The 24,867-nt window shown below is 65.9% G+C and carries 17 protein-coding genes and 2 tRNA genes; 8 read left to right on the top strand and 11 right to left on the bottom strand.

The annotated features are described in order from the left end of the window. Positions 1–334 precede the first annotated feature (334 nt). Complete coding sequence (trpA, locus tag RT513_RS16360; RefSeq protein ID WP_290690652.1) at positions 335–1,126, bottom strand: tryptophan synthase subunit alpha; 792 nt, start codon at positions 1,124–1,126, stop codon at positions 335–337. Positions 1,127–1,258: 132 nt separating this feature from the next. Beyond that, positions 1,259–1,717 carry a VOC family protein gene (locus tag RT513_RS16355; RefSeq protein ID WP_290690655.1) on the bottom strand — a complete coding sequence of 153 codons (459 nt, stop codon included), beginning with the start codon at positions 1,715–1,717 and terminating at the stop codon, positions 1,259–1,261. Between the two features lie 103 nt (positions 1,718–1,820). Between RT513_RS16355 and ychF the strand changes: the two genes are divergently transcribed. Further along, positions 1,821–2,918, top strand: coding sequence for a redox-regulated ATPase YchF (gene ychF / locus RT513_RS16350; protein WP_088215789.1), 1,098 nt, complete (start codon positions 1,821–1,823; stop codon positions 2,916–2,918). Positions 2,919–3,641: 723 nt separating this feature from the next. Here ychF and RT513_RS16345 read toward each other — a convergent pair. Next, positions 3,642–3,935: a hypothetical protein gene (locus tag RT513_RS16345; RefSeq protein ID WP_088215788.1), complete on the bottom strand. Its 294-nt coding sequence runs from the start codon at positions 3,933–3,935 to the stop codon at positions 3,642–3,644. A gap of 190 nt (positions 3,936–4,125) precedes the next feature. On the opposite strand from RT513_RS16345, the gene dusA reads away from it, so the two are divergent. Next, on the top strand, positions 4,126–5,118 hold the full coding sequence (dusA, locus tag RT513_RS16340) for a tRNA dihydrouridine(20/20a) synthase DusA (protein WP_290690660.1): 993 nt from the start codon (positions 4,126–4,128) through the stop codon (positions 5,116–5,118). Positions 5,119–5,142: 24 nt separating this feature from the next. On the opposite strand, the gene edd is transcribed toward dusA, so the two are convergent. Further along, positions 5,143–6,951, bottom strand: coding sequence for a phosphogluconate dehydratase (gene edd, locus RT513_RS16335; protein WP_290690662.1), 1,809 nt, complete (start codon positions 6,949–6,951; stop codon positions 5,143–5,145). Positions 6,952–7,172: 221 nt separating this feature from the next. Between edd and RT513_RS16330 the strand changes: the two genes are divergently transcribed. From RT513_RS16330 to RT513_RS16320, 3 genes are all read left to right on the top strand, one after another. Beyond that, positions 7,173–7,340 carry an RSP_7527 family protein gene (locus tag RT513_RS16330; RefSeq protein ID WP_179209195.1) on the top strand — a complete coding sequence of 56 codons (168 nt, stop codon included), beginning with the start codon at positions 7,173–7,175 and terminating at the stop codon, positions 7,338–7,340. A gap of 126 nt (positions 7,341–7,466) precedes the next feature. Further along, on the top strand, positions 7,467–8,654 hold the full coding sequence (locus tag RT513_RS16325) for an RSP_2647 family RNA methyltransferase (protein ID WP_290690665.1): 1,188 nt from the start codon (positions 7,467–7,469) through the stop codon (positions 8,652–8,654). A gap of 26 nt (positions 8,655–8,680) precedes the next feature. Continuing rightward, positions 8,681–9,226: an RSP_2648 family PIN domain-containing protein gene (locus RT513_RS16320; protein ID WP_290690667.1), complete on the top strand. Its 546-nt coding sequence runs from the start codon at positions 8,681–8,683 to the stop codon at positions 9,224–9,226. 760 nt (positions 9,227–9,986) lie between these two features. Here RT513_RS16320 and RT513_RS16315 read toward each other — a convergent pair. After that, the gene (locus tag RT513_RS16315; RefSeq protein ID WP_290690670.1) at positions 9,987–10,670 is read right to left on the bottom strand and encodes a M48 family metallopeptidase; all 684 of its coding nucleotides are present in this window, start codon (positions 10,668–10,670) and stop codon (positions 9,987–9,989) included. A 39-nt stretch (positions 10,671–10,709) separates the two neighbouring features. Next, positions 10,710–13,139: an ATP-dependent helicase gene (locus RT513_RS16310; RefSeq protein ID WP_313534155.1), complete on the bottom strand. Its 2,430-nt coding sequence runs from the start codon at positions 13,137–13,139 to the stop codon at positions 10,710–10,712. A 165-nt stretch (positions 13,140–13,304) separates the two neighbouring features. Between RT513_RS16310 and RT513_RS16305 the strand changes: the two genes are divergently transcribed. Continuing rightward, positions 13,305–13,379 (top strand) — tRNA-Glu (locus tag RT513_RS16305). Between the two features lie 220 nt (positions 13,380–13,599). Here RT513_RS16305 and gltB read toward each other — a convergent pair. From gltB to RT513_RS16280, 5 genes are all read right to left on the bottom strand, one after another. Beyond that, a complete protein-coding gene (gene gltB / locus RT513_RS16300) occupies positions 13,600–18,135 on the bottom strand; it encodes a glutamate synthase large subunit (RefSeq protein ID WP_088215769.1) in 4,536 nt (1,511 codons plus the stop codon). Positions 18,136–18,138: 3 nt separating this feature from the next. Next, positions 18,139–18,606, bottom strand: coding sequence for a GFA family protein (locus RT513_RS16295; protein ID WP_256947328.1), 468 nt, complete (start codon positions 18,604–18,606; stop codon positions 18,139–18,141). Further along, the gene (locus tag RT513_RS16290; protein WP_290688666.1) at positions 18,603–20,039 is read right to left on the bottom strand and encodes an NAD(P)-dependent oxidoreductase; all 1,437 of its coding nucleotides are present in this window, start codon (positions 20,037–20,039) and stop codon (positions 18,603–18,605) included. Before RT513_RS16290 ends, RT513_RS16295 begins: the two co-directional genes overlap by 4 nt. 156 nt (positions 20,040–20,195) lie before the next feature. After that, positions 20,196–20,999: an undecaprenyl-diphosphate phosphatase gene (locus RT513_RS16285; RefSeq protein ID WP_290688664.1), complete on the bottom strand. Its 804-nt coding sequence runs from the start codon at positions 20,997–20,999 to the stop codon at positions 20,196–20,198. A gap of 43 nt (positions 21,000–21,042) precedes the next feature. Continuing rightward, positions 21,043–22,029, bottom strand: a complete 987-nt coding sequence (locus tag RT513_RS16280; protein ID WP_290688662.1) for a complex I NDUFA9 subunit family protein — start codon at positions 22,027–22,029, stop codon at positions 21,043–21,045. A 172-nt stretch (positions 22,030–22,201) separates the two neighbouring features. On the opposite strand from RT513_RS16280, the gene RT513_RS16275 reads away from it, so the two are divergent. Both RT513_RS16275 and RT513_RS16270 read left to right on the top strand, forming a co-directional pair. Continuing rightward, positions 22,202–22,286, top strand: a tRNA-Leu gene (locus RT513_RS16275). Positions 22,287–22,447: 161 nt separating this feature from the next. After that, complete coding sequence (locus RT513_RS16270) at positions 22,448–23,767, top strand: site-specific integrase (protein ID WP_313534153.1); 1,320 nt, start codon at positions 22,448–22,450, stop codon at positions 23,765–23,767. Positions 23,768–24,867: the final 1,100 nt, after the last annotated feature.

Here is a 24,867-nt window from a genome sequence, read left to right as displayed (position 1 = left end):
GTCCCGCTCTGGAGGCGTCGGTGGAGCAGGTCGGGGAATTCGGAGCCGGGCCTGCGGGAGGATAGCGACCTGCCCCTCCTTTCAGCAGGCACCGAACCGCCTGTGGCGGCAGAGCGAAGCTCATAGGGCGCGGCGACGGTCCTGACCGCGCCGCCCGGATCATCAGCTCCCGGTGGGCAGCACAATGGCGCGATGGCACTTCACAGCAGGTTCACGCGCCCGTCGCTACCTCAAGCCGGGCGCGCCTCGATCGAGCGCCGCGCGCCCGAGGACCCGCCCGTGATCCCCCGACGTCAGGGCGATGACCCACGCGCCCGCAAGGCAGCGCGACCGTTCAGGCAGCGTGGGCGCCCGCGGAGAGTTTTGAGACCTGGGCCAGCACTTCCTCCACCGGCTTACCCTGCCCGATCAGGTTGACGATGGCGGAGCCGACGACCGCGCCATCGGCCACGGAGGCGATGTCCCGCGCCGCTTCTGGCGTGGTGATGCCGAAACCGACGATCACCGGCAGATCCGTCGCCGCCTTGATCCGCGCGACTTCCGGCGCGACGGAGGCGGCCTGCGCGGCCTGCGCGCCGGTGATCCCGGTGACGGAGACATAATAGACGAAGCCCGAGGTGTTCTGCAGCACCGTGCCCAGCCGCGCCTCATCCGTGGTCGGGGTGGCGAGACGGATGAAGTTGATGCCCTGCGCCTGCGCGGGCAGGCAAAGCTCCGCATCCTCCTCCGGCGGCAGGTCCACGACGATCAGCCCGTCGATGCCCGCCTCCTTCGCCTCCGCCAGAAAACGCGCGACACCGCGGGAATAGATCGGGTTGTAATAGCCCATCATCACGATCGGGGTGGTGTCGTCGCCCTTGCGGAATTCGCGCACCATGTGGAGCGTCCGGTCAAGCGTCTGCCCGCCCTCCAGCGCCCTTTGACCGGCGCGCTGGATCGTCGGCCCGTCGGCCATCGGATCGGTGAAGGGATGGCCCAGTTCGATCACATCCACCCCCGCGGCGGGGAGGCCCTTCATGACCGCAAGAGAGGTGTCCACATCCGGGTCGCCCGCCATGATGTAGGAGACGAAGGCCTTGCGACCCTCTGCTTTCAGGGCGGCGAATTTCGCGTCGATGCGGCTCATCGTTTCCTCCGGCTGGTCGGTTCCGATGTGCCGGAAGCAGGCCGCGAAGGCAAGCGTGCTTCGCCACATCGACAGGACCACGGGGCCGCAAGCGGAAGCGCCGAGACCGCAGGCGGCAGGGCCGGGACTGGGCTAGAAGGGCCGCAGCGGGCCGGAGATCACCCAATGGGTGCCGAACCTGTCCCGCACCATGCCGACCGCACCCCTTGCCCAATAGGCCGTGTTCCAGCGGAAAACCAGCGTCCCCCCCTCCGACAGACGCTCGAAAAGCGCTTCTCCCTCCGCATCGCTGTCGGCGGCATAGCTGACGGAGACGGCCGTCTGCGGCCGCCCGTCCATGCCCGGCGGGAAATCGGACGCCATGAGCACCGCGCCGCCCACGTCCAGCACCCCGTTCACCACGAGTTCGGACCCGGCCATCTCTGGCGGCAGCTCCGGCGCATCCTTGTAGCGCAGCAGCGAAACGGTGCCGCCGAAGATGCCGGCATACCAGTCGAGCGCCTCGGCGCAGTTGCCCTGAAAGTAGAGGTAGGGAACGAAACCCATGCCGCCTGCGCCCTTCTGCTGCCCTTCGACCTTCTCCCGCCGCATCTAGCGCCCCGTGCCGGGCGGACAATACTTGCAGAGAGTGCGCCGCCCCCCTAGAGAGACGCGGACACAGCACAGCGGAATTTCGGGCCAGGAGGGCAGAGCCATGGGCTTCAGGATGGGTATCGTCGGGCTGCCGAATGTCGGCAAGTCCACCCTGTTCAACGCGCTGACCCGCACCGCAGCGGCGCAGGCGGCGAACTTCCCCTTCTGCACCATCGAGCCGAACGTGGGCGAGGTGGCCGTGCCGGACAAGCGGCTCGACCGGCTGGCCGCCATCGCGGGGTCGAAACAGATCATCCCGACGCGGATCACCTTCGTCGATATCGCGGGCCTCGTGCGCGGCGCGTCCAAGGGCGAGGGCCTGGGCAACCAGTTTCTTGCCAACATCCGCGAAGTGGACGCCATCGCCCATGTGCTCCGCTGTTTCGAGGATGGCGACATCACCCATGTAGAGGGGCGCGTCGATCCGGTCGCCGATGCAGAGACGATCGAGACGGAACTGATGATCGCCGACATGGAATCGATCGAGCGCCGCCTCGCCAACCTTCAGCGCAAGTTGAAGGGCGGGGACAAGGAGGCGAAGGATCAGGACCGCCTGCTGCGCGTGGCGCTCGACGTGCTGAACGCGGGCCAGCCGGCGCGGACCGTCACCGTGTCGGAGGAGGATCGCAGGCTCTGGGATCAGCTTCAGCTTCTGACCGCGAAACCCGTGCTCTACGTTTGCAACGTGGCGGAATCCGAAGCCGCGACAGGCAACGCGCTGACGGAGAAGGTGGCGGAGAAGGCGCGGGCCGAAGGGGCCGCGACCGTCGTCATCTCCGCCCGGATCGAGGAGGAGATCAGCCAGCTCGACCCGGAGGAAGCGGAGATGTTCCTCTCCGAACTGGGGCTGGAGGAGCCGGGACTGGACCGTCTGATCCGCGCGGCCTACGATCTGCTGGGTCTGCGCACCTATTTCACCGTCGGCCCGAAGGAAGCCCGCGCCTGGACGATCACTCAGGGGATGCTCGCGCCGCAGGCGGCGGGCGTCATCCATGGGGATTTCGAAAAGGGCTTCATCCGCGCGGAAACGGTGGGCTACGATGATTATGTCGCAGGCAACGGCGAGGCAGGCGCACGCGAGAACGGCAAGTTCCGCGTGGAGGGCAAGACCTACGAGGTGCAGGACGGCGACGTGCTCCACTTCCTGTTCAACGCCTGACATCACCGCACAGAAGCGATGCAGACTGGCGGTGGAGGAGCAGCGCTTCCCGCCTCCGCGGCCCGCCGGTCAGCGTGAAAGCCCCGGACGGCCTGGCTCTTGAAGCCACCGACCGGGGCCTGCGCGAAACGTCCAGCTTCGCCTTTGGCCGCAGGGAGCCTTTCGGCGCAGGGCACTTTCCGATGAGAGCTTTTCTGAGGAGAGCTTTCCGGTGGAGCCGCATCGACAACCGGCCCCGCCATTCGACCCCGCTATTGCGCTACACCTTGGCCTTGCGAAAGAGCCGGGCGCAGTTTCGGAGCCATGGCGTTTTCGCCTCTGCTCCTGCCAGCGATGGCCCCGTCCCCATACTCACCGGCTGAGGTTGCCCGGGACGCGCGGCCCAGCCGCCGCTCCTGCGCGAAACGTCCAGCTTCGCTTTCCCTCACAGGGAGCCTTCGCCGCTGGGCACTTTCCGAGGAGAGCTTGCCTGAGGAGAGCGCTTTCTGGCGGAGCCGCTTCGACAACCGGCCCCGCCATTCGACCCCGCCATTCCGCTGCCCGCTGGCCTTGCGAAAGAGCCGGACGCCGTTTCGGAGCCGTGGCGCTTTCGCCCCTGCGCCCCCTGCCTGCGATGGCCCCGTCCGCATACTCCACCGGCGAAGCGCGGCCCGGCCGTCGCTCCTGCGGAAGGCGAAACCTTCGCGACGGAGAAACGGCCCCTGTTGACGGGCGCCTTGGCGCTTACCTGCGGCAGCGCCCTCGCTGAACGCGCAGGGAGAAGTCGGCGGGTCCGGGACGGTCGGCCCTGCGGGTCACCACCACCACGCCGACGGAGCAATTCTGGCTCTGCACCGAATAGCCGTCCCGGGTGCGGGTGATGCTCTCGATCGGTTGCTGGCCCAGCCCGTCCGCCACCTGTCCATTCCCGAGAATGGCGTGGATGACCGCCGCGCTTTCGTAAAAACCCGACATGCGGGCCATGGCGGGCGAGCCGAGCAGACAGGCGGCGGCAAAGGCGATGATCAGGCGATGCATGGGATACTCCCCTCCAGTGCTCCTGCGTCTCTTGTGGGCCGATCCTCGCAAAGGCTCAAGGGGCGGAGCGCAGCGCGGGCAGGACTCCGCCCTGTTGCGGAAAACGCCGAATGATGGCATATCGCTGCGCTTCGCGGTCTTTCGACATGAACACCGGCATCCTACATCGCCGGGGATGAAAGGACGACACATGAACGCCGTGCCCCCCGCCTACCGCCTGTCGGTGGCCCCGATGATCGACCTGACCGACCGGCATTGCCGCTACCTGCACCGGCAGATGAGCCGCTATACGCTGCTCTACACGGAAATGGTCGTGGCGGCGGCGCTGGTGCGCGGCGGGGCGCTACGGCTTCTGGACCACGATCCGTCGGAACACCCTTTCGCCGTGCAGCTGGGCGGGTCCGAGCCGGAGGAGCTGGCCGCAGCCACGCGGATCTGCGCCGGTCACGGCTACCGCGAGATCAACCTGAACGTCGGCTGCCCCTCGGACCGCGTTCAATCGGGCTGCTTCGGGGCCGTGCTGATGCGGGATCCTGCCCTGGTCGGCGACTGTCTGGCCGCGATGCGCGAGGCGGCGGCGGGCGCGGAGGTGACGGTGAAGTGCCGCATCGGCGTCGATGACCAGGTGCCACAGGAAGTGCTTCCCGCCTTTCTGGAGACGGTGCGGGGCGCGGGTATCCGCCGCGTCATCGTCCACGCGCGGAAGGCATGGCTGAAGGGCCTGAGCCCCAAGGAGAACCGGGAGATCCCGCCGCTCGACTATCCGCTGGTGCTGTCGATGAAGCAGGCCTTCCCCGACCTCATCATCGTCATCAACGGCGGAATCAGCAGCCTCACCACGGCGCGGGAGCTGCTGGATCAGGGGCTGGACGGGGTGATGATCGGGCGCGCGGCCTATCACGATCCGGGGGAAATCCTGCTCCCCGCCGACCGGCTGATGTTCGCAAGTGCTGCCGCGGACCGGAGCCCGGAGGCCGTGGTCGCGGCGATGCGGCCCTATATCGCGCGCCACCTTGCCATCGGCGGCAGGCTCGGCGCCATTACGCGGCACATGCTCGGCCTGTTCGCGGGGCGCCCCGGCGCGCGGTCCTGGCGGCGGAGCCTGTCGGAAGCCGGCTCCCGCCCCGATGCGGGTCTCGATGCGCTGGATCGTGCGCTGGAGGAAATTCTCGCCGCCGCCTGAGCCGCAACGCGCGGCTCTCTGCTTTCAGATCACCACCGCCGCGCCGTGGACGGAGGAACCGACGTTCCGCCGGAAAGCATCGAACAATTCCCGTCCCATGCCGGAGTGATGGGCGGAGAGATCCTCGACCACCGGGTCGCGCAGAAGAAAATCGGGGTGCAGGTTTTCCAGCGTCCCCCCCACCGCATCGAGCCGCAGCACATCGCCATCCCGGACGCGCGCCAACGGGCCACCCTCGGCGGCCTCCGGGCTGACATGGATTGCGGCGGGCACCTTGCCCGATGCGCCCGACATCCGACCATCCGTGACCAGTGCCACGCGCAGACCCTTGTCCTGCAGCACGGCGAGGATCGGCGTCAGGCTGTGAAGCTCCGGCATGCCATTCGCGCGCGGGCCCTGAAACCGGACGACGACGATCGTGTCAGCCGTGAATTCGCCTGCCCTGAAGGCTGCCTTCACATCCTCCTGATTGGCGAAGACGCGGGCCGGCGCCTCGATGAAGCGACGCTCCTCCGCCACGGCGGAAACCTTGATGACCCCGCGCCCCAGATTGCCGTGCAGCTGCCGGAGGCCACCCTGCTGCTGGAACGGATCGGCGGCGCCCCGCAGGATCTGCGGGTTCAGCGATTCGCCCGATCCCTGCCGCCAGCTGAGGCCGCCCTCTTCCAGCACAGGTTCCTGCGTGTAGAGGCCGAGCCCCTCCCCCGCGACCGTCCGGGTATCGGGATGCAGCAGCCCCGCCTCCAGCAGCTCCCCGATCATGTAACCCAGACCGCCCGCCGCATGGAAATGGTTCACGTCGGCCAGCCCGTTCGGATAGACGCGCGCCATCAGCGGCGTAATGGCGGAGAGGCTGTCGAAATCCTCCAGATCCAGAATGACCCCCGCCGCCCGCGCCATCGCGGGAAGATGCAGGACATGGTTTGTGGACCCGCCCGTCGCCATCAGGCCGACGATGCCGTTCACGAAAGTCCGCTCATCCAGAATTTCCGCGACCGGCGTATAACCATTGCCGAGCGCGGTGATCGCCGCCGCGCGTTCCACCCCCGCGACGGTCAGCGCCTCCCGCAGCGGTGTGTTCGGGTTGACGAAACTGGAGCCGGGCAGTTGCAGGCCCATGAATTCCATCAGCATCTGGTTGGAATTTGCCGTGCCATAGAAGGTGCAGGTTCCGGGGCCGTGATAGCTTTCCATCTCTGCCCGCATCAGTTCCTCCCGCCCGACCTTTCCGGCGGCGAACAGCTCCCGCACCTTGGCCTTTTCCGAATTGGGCAGGCCGGACGTCATCGGGCCGGAGGGCAGGAACACCGCGGGGATGTGGCCGAAGCTTGCCGCCGCGATGACCAGCCCGGGAACGATCTTGTCGCAGACACCGAGATAAAGCGCCGCGTCGAACGTGTCATGCGACAGCCCGACCGCGGCAGCCAGCGCGATCACGTCGCGGGAAAACAGCGACAGCTCCATCCCCGCGCGGCCCTGCGTCACCCCGTCGCACATGGCAGGCACCCCGCCCGCGACCTGCGCCGTGGCTCCGATGCGCCGCGCTGCGGCACGGATCACATCGGGGAAGCGCTCGTAGGGCTGATGGGACGACAGCATGTCGTTATAGGCGGTGATGATGCCGATGTTGGGCGCCTTGTCTGCGGCAAGCTCCGCCTTGTCGCCCGGGGTCGCGGCAGCATAGGCATGGGCCTGATTGCCGCAGGCCAGATGCCCCCGCGCCGGTCCCGCCTCACGGGCCCGCCTGATACGGTCGAGATAGGATGAACGCGCCTCCCTGCTCCGCTTGCGGATGCGTTCGGTAACGTCGGCAAGTGTCGCATCGAGTGGCATGGCGCTGCTCCTTCCGTCATCTTCGCAGCACTAACATGGCTGTCATACGCTAACAATTCCATGCCGGAGCGCCCGTTGCGCGGAAATTCCCTCCCGCGGTGGCATGTCGTTCCCGGATCATGCGCGGATTGCATATCCGGCCCACGTTTTCTGCGGTAGCTAAGTCAGACTTGCTGACCTATATAAGGGCAATCCGCAACCATCCCCACAGGAGAAGGCCGATGAAACTGCTTGAGACCGAGATCCGTGGCGAACCGAAATCCGTCCCCGAGATCGTCCGCGAAGCGTCCGAATTGCGCGCCCAGACCATCGCCCGCCTGATGCCGAAAGTGTTTGCATGGCTCGCCCATCCGCTGCACCGGCAAGGTTCCGCGCACCACGCGCATTGACGAAACCCGTCTGAGGACGGAAAAGCCCCGGCAGACTCCGGGGCTTTCGCATGTCCGGGGGGCCTGATGCCGAGGGGCCTGTGCCGAACCGTCCCCAGACGCGCCGAGAACTCACCTGGAGAACCCATGACCTACCCGACCGTCAGACTCAAACCGAAGGCCGAAGCCCGCGCCATCCGCCACGGCTTCCCTTGGGTCTATGCCGACGAACTGGTCACCGACCGCCGCACCAAGGGGCTGGAACCCGGTGCGCTCGCCGTGCTGGAGGATGGGGAACGGCGGGTGCTGGGCCTTGTCACGGTCAATTCCAATTCGCGCATCGTCTGCCGGATGATCGACCGGGATCCGGCGGCGGTTATCGACGAGGCATGGTTCGCGGCCCGTCTCCAGCGGGCGCTCGCGCTCCGCGAGACGCTGTTCGACGCGCCCTACTACCGGCTCGTCCATGCAGAGGCGGATGGCCTGCCGGGCGTGGTGATCGACCGTTTCGGCGATGCCGCCGTGATCCAGCCGAACGCCGCCTGGTCGGAGACGCTGATCGGGCCGCTTTCCGCCACGCTGGCAAAGGTCACGGGCGTGACCACCATCATCCGCAACGGCATGGGCCGGGCCCGGACGCTGGAGGGGCTGCCGGAGGAGCTGACGGTGCTGCGGGGCGCGATGGAGGCGCCCGTTCCGGTGCCCATGAACGGCGCGACCTATATGGCCGACCTGCTCGGCGGGCAGAAGACCGGGCTGTTCTTCGACCAGCGTCCCAACCACGCCTTTGCCCAGCGTCTGGCGAAGGGCGCGCGGGTGCTGGACGTGTTTTCCCATGTCGGGGGCTTTTCGCTGGCAGCCCTTGCGGGCGGGGCGGAGCGGGCGCTTGCGGTGGACAGTTCCGCCCCGGCGTTGAAGCTGGCCCGGGACGGCGCCGTTGCCATGGGGGCGGAGGCACGCTTCGCCACCCGTCAGGGCGATGCCTTCGCCACGCTGGAAGCGCTGGCGGCCGAGGGGGCGCAATTCGACCTCGTCGTCTGCGATCCGCCGGCTTTCGCGCCTTCCAAGCAGGCGCTGGAGGCAGGTCTGCGGGCCTATGAACGCGTGGCCCGTCTCGCCGCGCCGCTGGTGGCGCCCGGCGGCTATCTGGGGCTGTGCTCCTGCTCGCATGCCGCCGATCTCGCCGCCTTCCGGGGGGCCAATGTGCGGGGCATCGGGCGGAGCGGACGGCGGGCGCAACTGCTGCACACGGGCTTTGCCGGGCCGGACCATCCACTGATGCCGCAACTGGCGGAGTCGGGCTATCTGAAGGCGCTGTTCTTCCGGCTCGACTGACCGGACCTGAACCAACGGAGCCGGCGATGCGGGTGCTGATCGACGCCAATGTCCTCTACCCCACGGTGTTGCGGGAAATCGTGACCGGGGTGGCGGCGGAAGGGATGTTCACCCCGCTCTGGTCGACGCGGATACTGGAGGAATGGGCTCTGGCCGCGCGCCGCCTCGGCCCCGGACAGGAGGTGGTGGCGCGGGGGGAAATCGCGCTCCTCCACGCCCGCTGGCCGGAGGCGGAGGTCGCGGCGGGCGATACGATGGGGGATACGGGGGGACTTTACCTGCCCGATCCCGACGACATCCACGTTCTTGCCGCTGCCAAGGCGGGCAGGGCGGAGGTGATCCTCACCCAGAACCTGAAGGACTTTCCGCGCCGCGAGCTGGAGATACATCTGCTTCGCGCCGAAGCGCCGGATGATTTCCTGATGGATCTGTGGCTCCGCCATCCTGCGGACGTCGAAAGGGTCGTCCGGGTAGTGCAGGGGCGGACGGAGGAGATCTCCGGGCGAGAGCAGCCGCTGCGCGCCCTTCTCCGCCGGGCCCGGCTGCCCCGGCTGGGCAAGGCGCTGACCTGAAAGCGGGGTGCCGAAAGGGATATGCCCACCGGCAAATTCCGGCGGCGCAGGCGGTTTTGAGCACCGCTTTAACAGTCCGCTGAAAAAGTCGTGGGTCCACCCGACCTTGCATTGAGCCTGAAAAACGGTCCGGTCACGAGCCAAAACCTGCGATTTCCGGGGACATTTTCAACCATGTCGAGAAGACTTCCGCCCCGGAGCACCCTCTGAATGCTTTCCAGCACCCTGCCCACAGGCTTCAAAAAAAACTCTGAAGTGTCATGTTCTAGAAACCGGGAAATCGGCTCCCGGATCGCCAGCACCGTGTCGGTTTCCGGCTGTATTCCTCGGATTGCGAATGATCTCCGCTTCAACGCAGTCCTGAAAGCCCTTTTCAGCAGCCGGTTACAGGCTGCTACAAAAGCTCTGAAGGGTCATGTCCATGCTCTGGAAATCGGAAATCAGCCCCGTAATCACCAGAAATGCATGGATTTCAGGCTGGACTTCCTCAGATTGCGAACGATTTTCGCTCCAGCGCAGAGGTAGAGGATTTTTTCAGCAGCCTGTTAAGAGGTTGCTGAAAAAGTCCGAAGTGTCATGCCTATGTGCCGGAAATCGGCCCGGAAACGCCCGGAAGTCTATAGATTTCCGGCTGGATCTTGTCAGATTGCGAACGATTTCCGATCCAACACAGGCCAAAAACCTTTTCTCAGCAGCCTGTTAAGGGTCAGCTAAACCTTTTGCGCAGCCTACCGGCCCTGCCCTGCCGCCCCCGCTCCTGTCAGGCCTGCGGCACCCAGCGTTTCTCCAGCGCCTCGATGGCGCTGACCCGGTCCGGGCTGGCGGGGTGGCTGGACAGCCAGGCGACCGGCGCGCGCCCGCCTGCCAGCTTGTCCAGCTTGGTGAACAGTGCCTTCTGCGGCGCCGTGCCGATGCCCGAACGGGTCAGCAGCGCCGCCGCCCAGGCATCCGCCTCATACTCGTCCTGCCGCGACAGCCGCGCGGCGACCAGCGAGGCCAGCCCGTTCGCCAGCACCACCCCCAACCCCGGCAGAAACCGCCCCAGAATGGGCGCAAGCGCGAGGCGGATCGCGTTTTGGCCGGTGAAGTCGATCATTCGCCGCCGGGCGTGGCCAAGTGCGACATGGCCGAGTTCATGGGCAATGACGCTGGCCATCTCCTCCGCCGAAACCTCTCCGGCCCGGAACTTGTCATAAAACCCGCGGGTGATGAAGATCCGCCCGTCGGGCGCTGCCAGCCCGTTGACCACCGGCACATCATAAAGATGCACGGGGATCGACTTCAGGTCCAGCGCCCGCGCCATCCTGTCGGTGAAGCGGCCGAGATCGGGGTCACGGAGCGGGCTGGACCGCGCGTCCAGCTCCCGCCGCGACCGCCAGACCGACAGGCGATAGGTCACGAAGCCATAGGCCAGCATCAGCAGAAGGGGCAGAAGTTTGATCATCAGACCAATATGGGCACAGAAACCATGCCCGGCAACGCGTCAGAACGGCACGTCGTCGGCCTGATCGGCCCGGACGAGATAGGCCGACATCACGTTCTTCTCCCCCGCCTTGTCGAACTCCACATGGGCCTTGTCGCCCTCCACCGCGGTCACGGCGCCGTAGCCGAACTTCTGGTGGAACACCCTGTCGCCCAGGGCGAAAGGCGGCACGGCATCCAGATCGATGACCGGCCCCCGTGATTCCCGGGGCTGCGCCATGGGGCGTCGCGTCGAACGTTCCTGCATGCGCCGCCAGCCGGGGGAGTTGTAGACATCGGCGGAGGCCGCCTTCGCCTCCATCGCCGCAAAGCCCGCAGCACCATAGCCGCCGCCGTAAAGGCCGGGGGGGGTCAGCACCTCCACATCCTCCTCCGGCAGATCGTCGATGAAGCGGGAGGGCATCTGCGACTGCCACTGGCCATAGACCCGCCGGTTGGAGGCGAAGGAGATCGTGCACAGCTCCCGCGCGCGGGTGATCCCGACATAGGCCAGCCGCCGCTCCTCCTCCAGGCCCTTCAGGCCGCTCTCATCCATCGCGCGCTGCGAGGGGAACAGCCCGTCCTCCCACCCCGGCAGAAAGACCACCGGAAACTCCAGCCCCTTGGCGGCATGGAGCGTCATGATGGAGACCTTGGGCGTCCCCTCCTCCTGCTCGTTGTCCATGATGAGCGCGACGTGTTCGAGGAAGCCCTGAAGCCCGTCGAAGCTCTCCAGCGCCTTCACAAGTTCCTTGAGGTTCTCCAGCCGTCCGGGGGCTTCGGGCGTCTTTTCGTTCTGCCACATCGCCGTATAGCCGGATTCGTCCAGAATAATCTCCGCCAGTTCTACATGTGAGCGCGAGCGCCCCGCGCCTTCGCGCAGCGGCTCCACCACCGCATCGTCGGGCAGCTCCGCCGGGGCCAGCGCCTCCGCATGCCAGCGCCCGATGGCGGCGACGAGGGTGCGCAGCTCCGCCCCGCCCTTGCCGCGCATCTCCCCCGAATCGACCAGATATTTCGCCGCGCGGACGAGCGTCAGCCCCCGTGCCCGTGCGGTGGACTGGATCAACGCCTGCGCCTTCTCCCCCAGACCCCGCTTCGGCGTGTTCACGATCCGCTCGAAGGCCAGATCGTCGTCCGGGCTGACGGCGAGGCGGAAATAGGCCATCGCATCGCGGATCTCCAACCGCTCGTAGAAGCGCGGACCGCCGATCACCCGGTAGTTCAGCCCGATGGTCAGGAACCGGTCCTCGAACGCGCGCATCTGGTGCGAGGCGCGGACAAGGATTGCCATATCGTCCAGCGTCTTCGGCCCCACCGCGCGATGTGTGCCGAGGAGGGCTTCGATCTCCTCCCCGATCCAGCGGGCCTCCTCCTCGCCGTCCCAATGGCCGATCACGCGGACCTTCTCGCCATCCGCCGCATCCGTCCACAGCGTCTTGCCGAGCCGGCTCTCGTTCGCCTCGATCAGCCCGGAAGCGGCGGCGAGGATATGCGGCGTGGAGCGGTAGTTCTGCTCCAGCCGGATCACCCGCGCACCGGGAAAATCCTTTTCGAACCGCAGGATGTTGCCGACTTCGGCGCCCCGCCAGCCATAGATCGACTGGTCGTCATCCCCCACGCAGCAGATGTTGCGATGCGCCTGGGCAAGCAGCCGCAGCCACAGATACTGCGCGACGTTGGTATCCTGATACTCATCGACCAGAATGTAGCGGAAGCGGCGCTGATAGCCCTCCAGCACATCGGGATAGCTTTGAAAGATCGTCACGACATGCATGAGCAGGTCGCCGAAATCCACGGCGTTCAGAACCTTCAGCCGGTCCTGATAGGCGGCATAAAGCTCCACCCCCCGGCGGTTGAAGGCCCCCGCATCCGCAGCCGGAACCCGGTCCGGTGTCAGGGCGCGGTTCTTCCAGCCCTCCACCACTCCCGCAAGCTGCCGCGCCGGCCAGCGTTTCTCGTCGATCCCTGCCGCAAGGATGAGCTGCTTGAGCAGGCGCACCTGATCGTCCGTGTCGAGGATGGTGAAGTTCGACTTCAGCCCCACCAGCTCCGCATGGCGTCTGAGCAGCCGCACCGAGATCGCGTGGAAGGTGCCAAGCCAGGGCATCCCCTCCCCCACACCGCCCAGCAGCCGGCCCACCCGCTCCCGCATTTCCCGCGCGGCCTTGTTGGTGAAGGTGACGGCGAGGATTTCATCGGGCCGGGCGCGGCCGGTGTTCAGGATGTGCACGATGCGGGCGGTGAGCGCCTTCGTCTTGCCGGTGCCCGCCCCCGCGAGCATCAGCACAGGCCCGTCCAGCGTCTCCACCGCCTCCCGCTGGGCGGGGTTGAGATCGTTGAGGTAATGCGCCGGGCGCATGGCCATCGCCCGGCGGGAGAGCGGCACCTTGGCCCCCCGACCTTCGGCGGCGTTCTCAAACGCCTCGGCTTCGTCATCCCATTCGCTCATCGGTCCGATATAGCGCAAGCGCCCGCGCGCGCCAAGAGATACGTTCTCCTTCTGTTCATGCCGCACGACGTTCCGCGACTGCGCGGCAGAAATCTCTCCATTCCCTGCGTTTTTCCTCTTGCGCCTCCCCGCCGCCTCCCCTAGATACCGCCCCACGCCAAACGTGGCCCGTTCGTCTATCGGTTAGGACGTCAGGTTTTCAACCTGAAAAGAGGGGTTCGACTCCCCTACGGGCTGCCACTTTTTCTCCGTATCGCGAAGACGAGACACCGCTCCGAGAAGATCGGAGGCGGTTGTTGTGCGTTTCTACCCTTCAGGGTCTGGGCAGGAGGCCTCCGGTTTTCACCGACTGACTTTTCCGACCGGCGATCCGCACGGGGGTTGTAGGGGCGGGATGGTGAAAGCCAAATGGACAAGGGGGCGTCGCCGCCCCCCTTGATCTTCCGAAACAGGCCTCCGGTCAGGCGCGCGCGGCGCCTTCGGCGAGGCGGATGGGATAGGGGAGGTGCACGAGCATCTCCTTCGGGCAGACCTGAACGAAGTTGCCCAGTTCCAGCTTCCAGTGCTGAAGGATATCGGCGGCCTTGCGGCTTCCGGTTTCATCCACGTGGCGCTGGACGAGGGCGCGCAGCTCCTCCTCCCAGTGAGCGACCTCCACCGGGGCGGTGACGACGGTTTCCGCGTTGATGAAGGCACCGGCCACGCCTTCGGGATCATAGAGATAGGCCATGCCCCCCGTCATCCCCGCGGCAAAGTTCGCGCCGATGGAGCCGAGGATCACCGCAACCCCGCCGGTCATGTATTCGCAGCCGTTGGTGCCGCAACCCTCGATCACCACCTTCGCGCCGGAGTTGCGGACGGCGAAGCGCTCGCCTGCCCGCCCTGCCGCAAAGAGATAGCCATCCGTCGCCCCGTAAAGCACGGTGTTGCCGATGATCGTGTTCTTTGCGGCCTCCAGCGGAGAACCCATGGCGGGCTTCACCACGACGATGCCGCCCGACAGGCCCTTGCCGACATAATCGTTGGCATCGCCCGACACTTCGATCTTCAGCCCCGGCGCGGCGAAGGCGCCGAGCGACTGGCCCGCGGAGCCGGTCAGCTTCACCGTCAGATGGTCGGGTTGCAGGTTGTTCCGCATCCCGAACTTCCGCACGATATGGCTCGACGCGCGGGTGCCGATGGTGCGGTGGGTGTTCCGAACGGCATAGGAGAGCTGCATCTTCTCCCCCTCCTCGAAGAACCGCGCGCCATCGGCGACGATCTCTGCATCCAGCGTGTCGGGCACGTAGTTGCGCGGCTTCGTCCGGTCATAGACGAACTTGTGCGTGTCATCGACGGAGATCAGCAGCGGATTGAGGTCCAGATCGTCCAGATAGGCGGAGCCACGGCTCACCTGCGTCAGCAGGTCGGCCCGCCCGATCACCTCGTCCAGCGACCGCGCGCCGAGAGAGGCGAGGATCTCCCGCACCTCCTGCGCATAGAAGGTGATGAGGTTCACCACCTTGTCCGCCGTGCCGGTGAACTTCGCCCGCAGCCGCTCGTCCTGCGTGCAGACGCCGACCGGGCAGGTGTTCGACTGGCACTGACGCACCATGATGCAGCCCATGGCGATCAGAGCGGCGGTACCGATGCCGTATTCCTCGGCCCCCATCATCGCGGCGATGACGATGTCGCGCCCCGTGCGCAGGCCGCCATCCGTGCGCAGCGTCACCCGCTCCCGCAGGTTGTTCATGGCGAGCACCTGATGCGCCTCGGTCAGCCCCATCTCCCAGGGAAGCCCCGCGAACTTGATGGAGGTGGCCGGGGATGCCCCGGTGCCGCCATTGTGGCCGGAGATCAGGATGACATCCGCCTTGGCCTTGGCCACGCCCGCCGCGATGGTGCCGACGCCGCTGGCGGAGACGAGCTTCACCGTGACCTTGGCGCGCGGGTTGATCTGCTTCAGGTCGTAGATGAGCTGCGCCAGATCCTCGATGGAATAGATGTCGTGGTGCGGCGGCGGCGAGATGAGCGTGACGCCCTTGGTCGAGTGCCGGAGCCGTGCGATCAGTTCCGTCACCTTCATGCCGGGAAGCTGGCCGCCCTCCCCCGGCTTCGCCCCCTGCGCGACCTTGATCTCAAGCTCTTCGCAGTTGTTGAGGTATTCGGCGGTCACGCCGAACCGGCCGGAGGCCACCTGCTTGATCTTGGCCGACGGGTTGTCCCCGTTCGCGTCGGGCAGGAAATGCGCCGGATCCTCGCCGCCCTCGCCCGAGTCGGATTTCGCGCCGATCCGGTTCATGGCGATGTTCAGCGTCTTGTGCGCCTCCGGGCCCAGGGCGCCCAGCGACATGCCCGGTGTGACGAACCGCTTGCGGATGGAGGTGATGCTCTCCACTTCCTCGATCGCCACCGGCTTGCCCAGCGGCTTGATGTCGAGCAGATCGCGGATATGGATCGGCGGGTTGGAGCGCATGGCCGCGGAATACTGCTTCCACAGCTCATAGGACGCCCGGTCGCAGGCGGCTTGCAGCAGGTGCATGGTCTGCGCTTCCCAAGCGTGCTTCTCGCCCGAGCGGCGCGCCTTGTAGAAGCCGCCGATGGGCAGCACGTCGGCCCCGCCGAGGAAGCCCTTGGCGTGGATTTCCTCCACCTTCATCTGGATGCCGTGCAGGCCGATGCCGGAGATGCGGCTGTTCATGCCGGGGAAGTATTCCGCCACCATCGCGCGGGACAGGCCCACCGCCTCGAAGTTCAGGCCGCCGCGATAGGAGGAAATGACGGAGATCCCCATCTTCGCCATGATCTTCAGCAGGCCGAGGTCGATGGCATGGCGGTAGTTGCGCATCGCCTCCATCAGCGTGGTGTCGAGCAACCCGCGCTCGATCCGGTCGGCGATGGAATCCTCCGCCAGATAGGGGTTCACTGTCGTCGCACCGGCGCCGATCAGCACCGCGAAGTAATGCGGGTCGATGCATTCCGCCGCGCGGACGTTGATGGAGCAGAAGGTCCGCAGGCCCTTGCGGGTCAACCAGGAATGGACCGCCGAAGTGGCGAGGATCATCGGCATGCCGATCCTGTCCACGCCCTGATGCTCATCCGTCAGCACGATATGCGACGCGCCGGACCGCACCGCATCCTCCGCCTCCGAACGGATACGGTCGAGCGCGAGCTTCAGGGCCTCCGTGCCGCCGTCGCGCGGGAAGGTGCAGTCGATGACGCCGACGTTCTGGCCGAACTGGCGCAGCAGTTCCGCGAACTCCCCGTTCGCGATGAACGGGCTTTCCAGCACGATGATCTCGGTCTGCGAGCTGTCCTGATCCAGCACGTTCTTCAGGTTGCCGAACCGGGTCTTCAGCGACATCACCCGCTCCTCGCGGAGCGAGTCGATGGGCGGGTTGGTCACCTGGCTGAAGTTCTGCCGGAAGAAGTGCGAGAGCGGGCGGTAGATCTTCGACAGCACCGCGGGCGGCGTGTCATCGCCCATGGAGGCCAGCGCCTCCTTGCCGTCCTCCGCCATGGGGGCGAGGATCTGCTCCAGCTCCTCAAGCGTATAGCCGGCGGCGATCTGGCGGCGGCGCAAGTCCGCGCCGGAATGAAGCGCCTGCTCCGGCAGATCGCGCATGATGTCGTTGAGCGCGGTCACCTTATCCACCCATTCCCCGAACGGGGCGGAAGCGGCGAGTTTGTCCTTGATCTCCCGGTCGTGGTAGAGCCTGCCCTCGCCCATATCGACCGCGATGATCTGGCCGGGGCCGAGCGCGCCTTTCTCCACCACGGTGGCCTCGTCCACCGGCACCATGCCGGCTTCGGACCCCGCGATCAGCAGGCCGTCGCCCGTCACCACATAGCGCATGGGACGCAGACCGTTGCGGTCGAGCCCGCCGCAAACCCAGCGGCCGTCCGTCATGGCGAGCGCCGCCGGGCCGTCCCACGGCTCCATCACCGCGTTGGAATAGGCATACATGTCGGCCCAGGCCTGCGGCATGTCGGTCGTGGCCTTGGACCAGGCCTCCGGCACCAGCATGGTCTTGACCATCGGCGCATTGCGCCCGCCGCGCACCATGAGCTCGAACACCGCATCCAGCGCCCCCGAATCGGAGGTGCCGGCGGGAATGATCGGCTTGATATCCTCGGCCATCTCGCCAAAGGCGGAGGAGGCCATGCGGATCTCGTGGCTCCGCATCCAGTTGACGTTGCCCTTGAGGGTGTTGATCTCGCCGTTATGGGCGAGCATGCGGAACGGCTGGGCCAGCCACCATTGCGGGAAGGTGTTGGTGGAATAGCGCTGGTGATAGATGGCGAAGGCGCTCTCGAACCGCTCGTCCTTCAGGTCGGGATAGAATTCCGCGACCTGTTCGGCCAGCATCATGCCCTTGTAGATGATCGACCGGCAGGACAGCGAGCAGAGATAGACGCCGTAGATCTGCGCGGCGATGGCGGCCTTCTCGATCCGGCGGCGGATCACGTAGAGCTCGCGCTCGAAGGTTTCCTCGTCGATGTCCTTCTCGCAGCGGATCAGGATCTGCTCGATCTCGGGCCGGGTGGCGTTGGCCTTCTCGCCCAGAACGGCGGTGTTCACCGGCACGTGCCGCCAGCCATAGATATAGTGCCCCATGCGGAGCACTTCGGTCTCCACGATGGTCCGGCAGCGTTCCTGCGCGCCGAAATCGGTCCGCGGCAGGAACACCTGCCCGACAGCGACCAGCTTCGACATGTCCGGCTCATGGCCGGTGCGGCGGATCTGGTCGTAGAAGAAGGGCACGGGGATCTGCACATGGATGCCCGCGCCGTCACCGGTCTTGCCGTCCGCATCCACCGCGCCCCGGTGCCAGACGGCCTTCAGGGCGTCGATCCCCGCCTGCACGACGCGGCGGGTGGGTTTGCCCTCCACCGAGACGACGAGCCCCACGCCGCAGGAGGCATGTTCATCCTCCTCGCGGTAGAGCGAGTTCTCCGCCATCCACTTGCGCTTGGCTTCCTCGGCGGCGACCCAGGCGGCATCATACTTGGTCATGGCTCACTCCTTCATGGAGGCTTGGATGAACGCCTCGAACTCGGCGGCGGTCTGTTGTCTGGTGGCGCCCGCGAGCACGTAGCCGTCGGGCTTCCGGTCGATGTAGATCTCGCTGGTCAGCGGCAGGCCGTGCGGGTTGTCGAGCAGTCCGACGGGGATCTCGTAGCTCCCCTCCTCCGGCGTGGGCACGGTGAGCCGGTACCAGAGGGTGGAGCCGCAGACCGAACAGAACGACCGCGTCGCCCAGTCGGAGGACCGGTAGGCCGTCACCCTGTCGGACCCCACGATGGCGATATCCGCGGGCGCCACCGTCAGCGCGATGAGCGCCGATCCCGTCCAGCGGCGGCAGTTCTCGCAATGGCAGGCGCCCATCGCGACCGGCGCGTTGCGGATGGAGATCTGCACGCCGCCGCAGAGACAGCGCCCGGTGCGCACGCCGCCCATCGCGGCGGCTCCGGCAGCGGCGCTCATTCGGCGGCCACCCGTGCCGACTGGCCGAGGTAATCGGCGATGGAATCCGCCGCCTCGCGCCCGTCCCGGATCGCCCAGACGACAAGGCTCGCCCCCCGCACGATATCCCCCGCGGCATAGACACCGGGAAGGTTGGTGGCATGGGTGCGGAAATCGGCCTTCACCGTTCCCCAGCGCGTGACTTCCAGGTCCGGCACGTTCCAGAGCGTCGGGATCTCCTCCGGCTCGAAGCCGAGCGCGGTGATGACGATATCGGCATCCTCGACGTAATCCGCGCCCTCGATGAGTTCCGGCATCTGCCGCCCGGTCGCATCCGGCGGCCCGAGACGCATGCGCTGCACCATGACGCCGGAGACGGTGCCGTCGCCCACGAAGCCCTTCGGAGCGGTGAGCCAGACGAACTCGACGCCCTCCTCCTCCGCGTTTTGCGTCTCCCGCTGGGAACCGGGCATGTTCGCGCGGTCCCGGCGATAGAGGCATTTGACGCTGGTCGCGCCCTGACGGATCGCCGTGCGCACGCAGTCCATCGCGGTGTCGCCGCCGCCGATCACCACCACGCGCTTGCCATCGGCGTTCAGCTCGCCCGACTCGATCTCCGGCACGATGTCGCCGAAGGACTGGCGGTTGGACGCGGTGAGATAGTCGAGCGCCTGCACGATCCCCTTGAGACCCACGCCTGGCGCCTTGATGTCGCGCGCCTTGTAAACGCCGGTGGCGATCAGCAGGGCGTCATGCTTGCCGCGCAGCGCCGCGAAATCCATCGCGTCGCCGATGCGGCAGTTCATCACGAATTCCACCCCGCCATCGACGAGCTGCTCGTAGCGCCGCATGACGACCGGCTTCTCCAGCTTGAAGCCGGGGATGCCGTAGGTCATCAGCCCGCCCGCACGGTCGTATTTGTCATAGACCGTGACCTTGAAGCCCATGCGCCGCAGGCGGTCCGCCGCGGCAAGCCCGGCAGGGCCCGCACCGACGACACCCACGCTTTCCTCCCGCTCGACGGCGGGACGGATCGGCTTCACCCAGCCCTGCTCCCAGGCGGTATCGGTGATGTATTTCTCCACGGAGCCGATGGTGACGGTGCCGTGGCCCGACTGTTCGATGACGCAGTTGCCCTCGCACAGACGGTCCTGCGGGCAGATGCGGCCACAGATCTCCGGGAAGGTGTTGGTCGCCTGGCTGAGATCGTAGGCCTCCTGCAGACGCCCTTCGGCGGTCATGCGGAGCCAGTCGGGAATGTTGTTGGAGAGCGGGCAATGCGCCTGGCAATAGGGCACGCCGCATTGCGAGCAGCGGCCGGATTGCTCCGCCGCCTTCGGGTCCGAGAACTCCCCATAAATCTCGTGGAAGTCCTTGGCCCGGAGTTCGGGCGGACGTTTCGACGGCATTTCCTTGCCGACGGTCACGAACTGGAGCATCTGCTGCTTCGCCATAGCTGGGCCCTCACGAAATCCTGGCTCGGGCCTTATATGACCGCTCGCGATCATATAAAAGTCAGTATGACTGACCTATTTTCGTTTTTCATCCCTGCGAGCCAAACTATTTTGGTTCTCGGGCAGCAAAATAGGTCAGCAAAGCATACCTAACAGCTATCCCCAGATCAGAAGTGCGATCAGGGCCACGCTACCGACGATGATTCGCCACCACCCGAACAGAGAATAGCCATGCCGGCTCACATAGCCGAGCAACCATCGCACCACGACCAGCGCCGCCACGAAAGCCGCCACAAAACCGATGGCAATTTCGCTCCATGCCGAGGAATCGAGCACATCGCGGTTCTTGTAGAGATCGTAGGCCACCGCGCCGATCATCGTCGGCATCGACAGGAAGAAGGAGAACTCCGCCGCCGCGCGCTTCGACGTGCCGAGCAGCATCGCCCCCACGATCGTCGCGCCGGAGCGTGATACTCCGGGGATCATCGCGAGACACTGGAAGAAACCGATCGCCAGCGACGTGTGAACCGGCAGACGCTCGGCGTCGTCATAGCGCACCGGAACTTTCATCCGATCCACCCAGAGAAGTACGAAACCGCCAAGGATCAGCATGATCGCGATCAGCATCGGCGTCTCGAACAGCACATCCTTGATGAAGCCATGCGCCATGACGCCGATGACCGCGGCGGGAAGAAAGGCGATGAGCACCGAAAGGATCGTACGCCGGGCGCCCGCGTCATGCGGGGCCGCCCTGAACACCTGCCACAGCCGCCCGGCATAGACCGACAGCAGCGCCAGGATCGCGCCGAGCTGGATCACCACCTCGAAACTGCGCCCTGCGGAATGGAAATTCAGGAAATGCCCGGCAAGCAGGAGATGGCCGGTCGAGGATACGGGGATGAACTCGGTCAGCCCCTCGAGAACGCCCAGAATCAGGGCGACGATCGTATTATGCTCCACGGTCCCTCCGGGCCTTCACGGCCCTGTTGTGGCCCTCCCGCGGTCAGGATGTCTTACGCAGGTTACGGGCGCTGCTCTTGATAGCGTCGTATTGGCCGGACGGACGGTAGCGCCACAGGTAATCGGGAAGCACCGCCTCGAAATGCGCGGGGGTTATGCCGAGATCTTCAAAGGTCATCGTCTCGCCCGACACAACGTTGTCGTGGCGGAGGCTGCGGACCTGATCCCGCGTCAGGGTATTATTGGCAAGCAGGCCGCCTGTGACGGTCTGGCCCAGATCCAGCCCTCCCCCCACGACTCCCGCAAGCCAGAAAGGCATGTTCAGGATGGCGCGGCGCCGGTGGATCACGCCGAGCATCTTCTTCATGATGTTGCGGAGCGTATCCGTCTCCGGCCCGCCGAGTTCATAGACCCCCGGCTTCGCCGCCCCGGTCACACCCATGACGGCGGCCTGCGCCACATCATCGACATAGACCGGCTGGAATCGTGTCTCCGCCCCCACCAGCGGCAGGATCGGCCCAAGCCGGGACATGGCGGCGAAGCGGTTGAAGAACGCGTCCTCGTTGCCGAAGATGATCGACGGGCGCAGGATCACCGCATCCGGGAAGGCCGCGAGCACCCGCGCCTCGCCTTCCGCCTTCGTACGGGCATAGTCGCTGCCCCCCTCCCCGGCGCCGAGCGCGGAGATGTGCACGAGACGGGCCACGCCGCCCTTGGCGGCAAGCCGCGCGATACGCTCCGCGCCCTCGACCTGCACGGCGTCGAAAGTATTCGCGCCATCGCGGTTCAGGATGCCGACGCAGTTGACCACGGCCTCCGCCCCGGTCATCGCTGCCTTCACGGAAGCGGCGTCACGGATATTGCAGAACACCGGCTCCACCTGGCCCACATAGCCATAGGAGCGCAGGAACAGCGCCTCGTTCGGGCGGCGCACCGCCACGCGGATGCGCCAGCCGTCAGCCGCGAGCCGCCGCGCGATGTAGCGCCCGACAAACCCGGATCCGCCATAGATCGTGACCAGCTTCTGCATGACTGCCTCCGACATCGTCTTGCCCCTGATTACTCCCGCACCGCACCCCGGACAAGCCGCAAACGCGCCCCGGATGCTGCACCGCCGCGCAATCTGAACGGGAAACGAAAAATTCGCACGAGGGCCGTTGACACTCCCCCGCAGCCCCGATACATCGCCCTCCACGACACCGGCCCAGGTGGCGGAATTGGTAGACGCGCACGGTTCAGGTCCGTGTGCCGCAAGGCGTGGAGGTTCGAGTCCTCTCCTGGGCACCAAGTCGTCGGCGTAAGCCCCGATTTCCCAACGATTTCCTCGTTATAGTGTCCCGACAGGGACACATTTCGGGACACAAGAGGGACACATGGGGCTTATCTTGCCGCACATTGAAAGAACCGAGTCGGGGCGTTGGCAGTATCGCCGGAGGGTCCCGAAAGATGTGGCGGAGCTTCTTCGGGAGCGAGGTTTCACCGGGTTCAAGAAGGTGCTCGGCTCCACCCAGCAAGAAGCTCTCAGCGCCTATCCTGCACACCATGCGAGGATTGAGCGGGCCATCAAGGAGGCTCGCCGCCTTCTCGCTGCACAGCGGGCGGGCATCTCAGCCATTCGCACGGACAGGGAGATTCATGCCGACGCCCTCCTATGGGCGCGTGAAGTGCTCGGAGAGGACGCTGGAGAGGACGAACCCGGTATTCTCGTTGACAGCATCCTCTCCCGCTATCCGGTTGACCCGGAGGACGGACAGCCGCTTGGCGTCAGCCGGGATGATCAATTCCGCATCAAGGCTCTGTCGGTGGGAGCAGATGCCCCTCCTCCTCCGCCCACGGTCGAAGATGCGCGCCGCCTCTACGTCGCTGAGAAGAAGCTGGATGAGGGGCAGAAGGTCGCCCGACAGGGCATTGACAGGGCGCTCTCACGGGTCGCTCAGGCGCTGGGGAAGCCGCTGCACGAGATAACCTTGGCCTCTCTGCGGAGGGAGGATGCCCGGAAGGTCCGCGACCATCTTCTCTCCATGGACCGCAAAGGCGGCAACGGTGAGAAACTGTCGAAAGGAAGCGTTCAGCGGGACATAAACCGGATCAAGGCGGTGGTGAGCTTCGGTATCAGGGAGTTTGACCTGCACGAGGTGAAGAACCCCTTCGACCGTCTCCCGCTGATAACCGAGACGGGGGAAGCGCCCGGAGCGTCAGCCAAAGCGAAGCGCGAACCGCTGCCGGAGAGCGTCATTCGGGCCACGAGGGCGCGGCTCAACGGAGACCTCCGCCTCATCTGGCGGTTGCTGGCTGGGACGGGGTGCCGGGTGTCGGAGATTGCAGGGCTGCGGGGGGAGGATGTGCGCCTTGGGGATGAGTTCCCGCATATCAAGGTAGCGTGGCACGAGGGGCGGAGGGTCAAGACGGCATCCTCCATCCGCGCTGTGCCGCTGATCGGGGACGCCTTTGAAGCCGCAAAAGAGGCCCTTTCCGCTGCTCAGGGAGCCGCCTACCTGTTCCCGCAGTATGTCCACGCTCGCGGCGGTGATGCCGTGTCAGGGGCGCTCATGAAGCACCTGAGGAAGGAGACGACCGACAAGCGGCATGTCGTCCATTCCCTCCGCCACAATCTCACCGACGCGCTCCGCCTTGCCGGGGTCTCCAAGACGGATGAGGACGCCATCATAGGCCACGCTGCCCCCGATGTTGCGGTGGCGCATTACGGGAGCGAACGGGCTGTTCTTCAGATGGCGTATGAAGCGATGAAGAGGGCGCTGGGCGAGTGAGTGAGGAGCGCCCTCCGCCGCCTTCGAGCGCCTCTAGCGCATCTCCTCGGGCCACATTCCGCCGCCCGTGGTCTCGACAGGTCCGGTTGTAGGGGCCTCGTTCCGGGTCTCCAAGGAGCGCCAGAAAGCTGCCTCATCAACAATGCGGAAGGCTGTCCCGCCTCTCTGGGGTCTCCCAAGGCGAAGCCTCCCGTGGTCTCTGTCACAGCAATGCTGATCTAGGATGCTGGGGAAGAAGTCCGTGGTAGGAGGTCGCGTTACAACCCCCGTTCAGGGTCTCCATCAGGTCCTCATATATGTGCGGAGGGACTTTCGCCTCATCGGCTCCTGAACTGAAGCGCTGATCTAGGATGCTGGGGAAGAGGTCCGTGGTAGGAGGTCGCGTCACGACTCGCATGAAAGCCTCCAAAACAGGTCCTCATATATGTGCGGAGGGACTTTCGCCTCATCGGCTCCTCCTCCCCCCGCATCACATCACAGAAGCCTGTCACGCTCCTCCGGCGCGTAGAAGCGCCCCCAGCCCCTATCGCCCAGCGCCTTAGCGATCCTTCGCCAATCGCAACACGCGCTTGAACCGACCTGTGAAGGGGCCTGTGAGCGTGGGGAGGGCTGCTCTGTGGGAGCGGAGGCCGTGGTGACATCCCCGATGAAGGACCGCCCTGCTGGCTTCCTTCTGTCAAGGATCGCATCACGGATGCCCACTCCGTATCTCTCCCAGCAGAAAGCATTCGCCATCTTGGCGACGTTCAAGGCATCTGGGCACCTGCTATCAGGATAGAGCTTCCCAAGCGATGAGGACGGGGCGGCACCTAGCAAGGCAGGATCAAGGAGGATGTTGCGGAGCCTCCCATCCTCCCCAGATGCCGCCTCAAGGATCGCCAACAGCGCTCGCTCCCGCGCGTGTGGAGCAAGCCTGTTCAGGTCATAAGACAGCCACGCAGCGCGCCCGTAATGATGCTCTGAGCGTGTCCGGTTCTCAATGGCCCGAGAGCCCCGAGAGGCGTTCCGGGATGCCGCCTTGGCGCATGGACGGCTGCAATACCGCTGTATAGCGCGACAATCTGGAAGAGACGCGCGCGTCAATCTGGATGAGATTCTAC

Source organism: Haematobacter sp. (assembly GCF_032102465.1).
Lineage (GTDB): Bacteria > Pseudomonadota > Alphaproteobacteria > Rhodobacterales > Rhodobacteraceae > Haematobacter.
The sequence above is the reverse complement of the archived record's forward strand: the minus strand, read 5'-3'. Positions and strand labels throughout refer to the sequence as shown.

Excerpts from the sequence above, each read along its gene's own strand:
- gltB (WP_088215769.1), bottom strand. The coding sequence starts at position 18,135 with ATGACCAAGTATGATGCCGCCTGGGTCGCCGCCGAGGAAGCCAAGCGC.
- RT513_RS16325 (WP_290690665.1), top strand. The coding sequence starts at position 7,467 with ATGACCTACCCGACCGTCAGACTCAAACCGAAGGCCGAAGCCCGCGCC.
- RT513_RS16310 (WP_313534155.1), bottom strand. The coding sequence starts at position 13,139 with ATGAGCGAATGGGATGACGAAGCCGAGGCGTTTGAGAACGCCGCCGAA.
- RT513_RS16280 (WP_290688662.1), bottom strand. The coding sequence starts at position 22,029 with ATGCAGAAGCTGGTCACGATCTATGGCGGATCCGGGTTTGTCGGGCGC.
- trpA (WP_290690652.1), bottom strand. The coding sequence starts at position 1,126 with ATGAGCCGCATCGACGCGAAATTCGCCGCCCTGAAAGCAGAGGGTCGC.
- RT513_RS16320 (WP_290690667.1), top strand. The coding sequence starts at position 8,681 with ATGCGGGTGCTGATCGACGCCAATGTCCTCTACCCCACGGTGTTGCGG.
- RT513_RS16330 (WP_179209195.1), top strand. The coding sequence starts at position 7,173 with ATGAAACTGCTTGAGACCGAGATCCGTGGCGAACCGAAATCCGTCCCC.
- RT513_RS16295 (WP_256947328.1), bottom strand. The coding sequence starts at position 18,606 with ATGAGCGCCGCTGCCGGAGCCGCCGCGATGGGCGGCGTGCGCACCGGG.
- RT513_RS16315 (WP_290690670.1), bottom strand. The coding sequence starts at position 10,670 with ATGATCAAACTTCTGCCCCTTCTGCTGATGCTGGCCTATGGCTTCGTG.
- RT513_RS16355 (WP_290690655.1), bottom strand. The coding sequence starts at position 1,717 with ATGCGGCGGGAGAAGGTCGAAGGGCAGCAGAAGGGCGCAGGCGGCATG.
- RT513_RS16345 (WP_088215788.1), bottom strand. The coding sequence starts at position 3,935 with ATGCATCGCCTGATCATCGCCTTTGCCGCCGCCTGTCTGCTCGGCTCG.
- RT513_RS16290 (WP_290688666.1), bottom strand. The coding sequence starts at position 20,039 with ATGGCGAAGCAGCAGATGCTCCAGTTCGTGACCGTCGGCAAGGAAATG.
- ychF (WP_088215789.1), top strand. The coding sequence starts at position 1,821 with ATGGGCTTCAGGATGGGTATCGTCGGGCTGCCGAATGTCGGCAAGTCC.
- dusA (WP_290690660.1), top strand. The coding sequence starts at position 4,126 with ATGAACGCCGTGCCCCCCGCCTACCGCCTGTCGGTGGCCCCGATGATC.
- edd (WP_290690662.1), bottom strand. The coding sequence starts at position 6,951 with ATGCCACTCGATGCGACACTTGCCGACGTTACCGAACGCATCCGCAAG.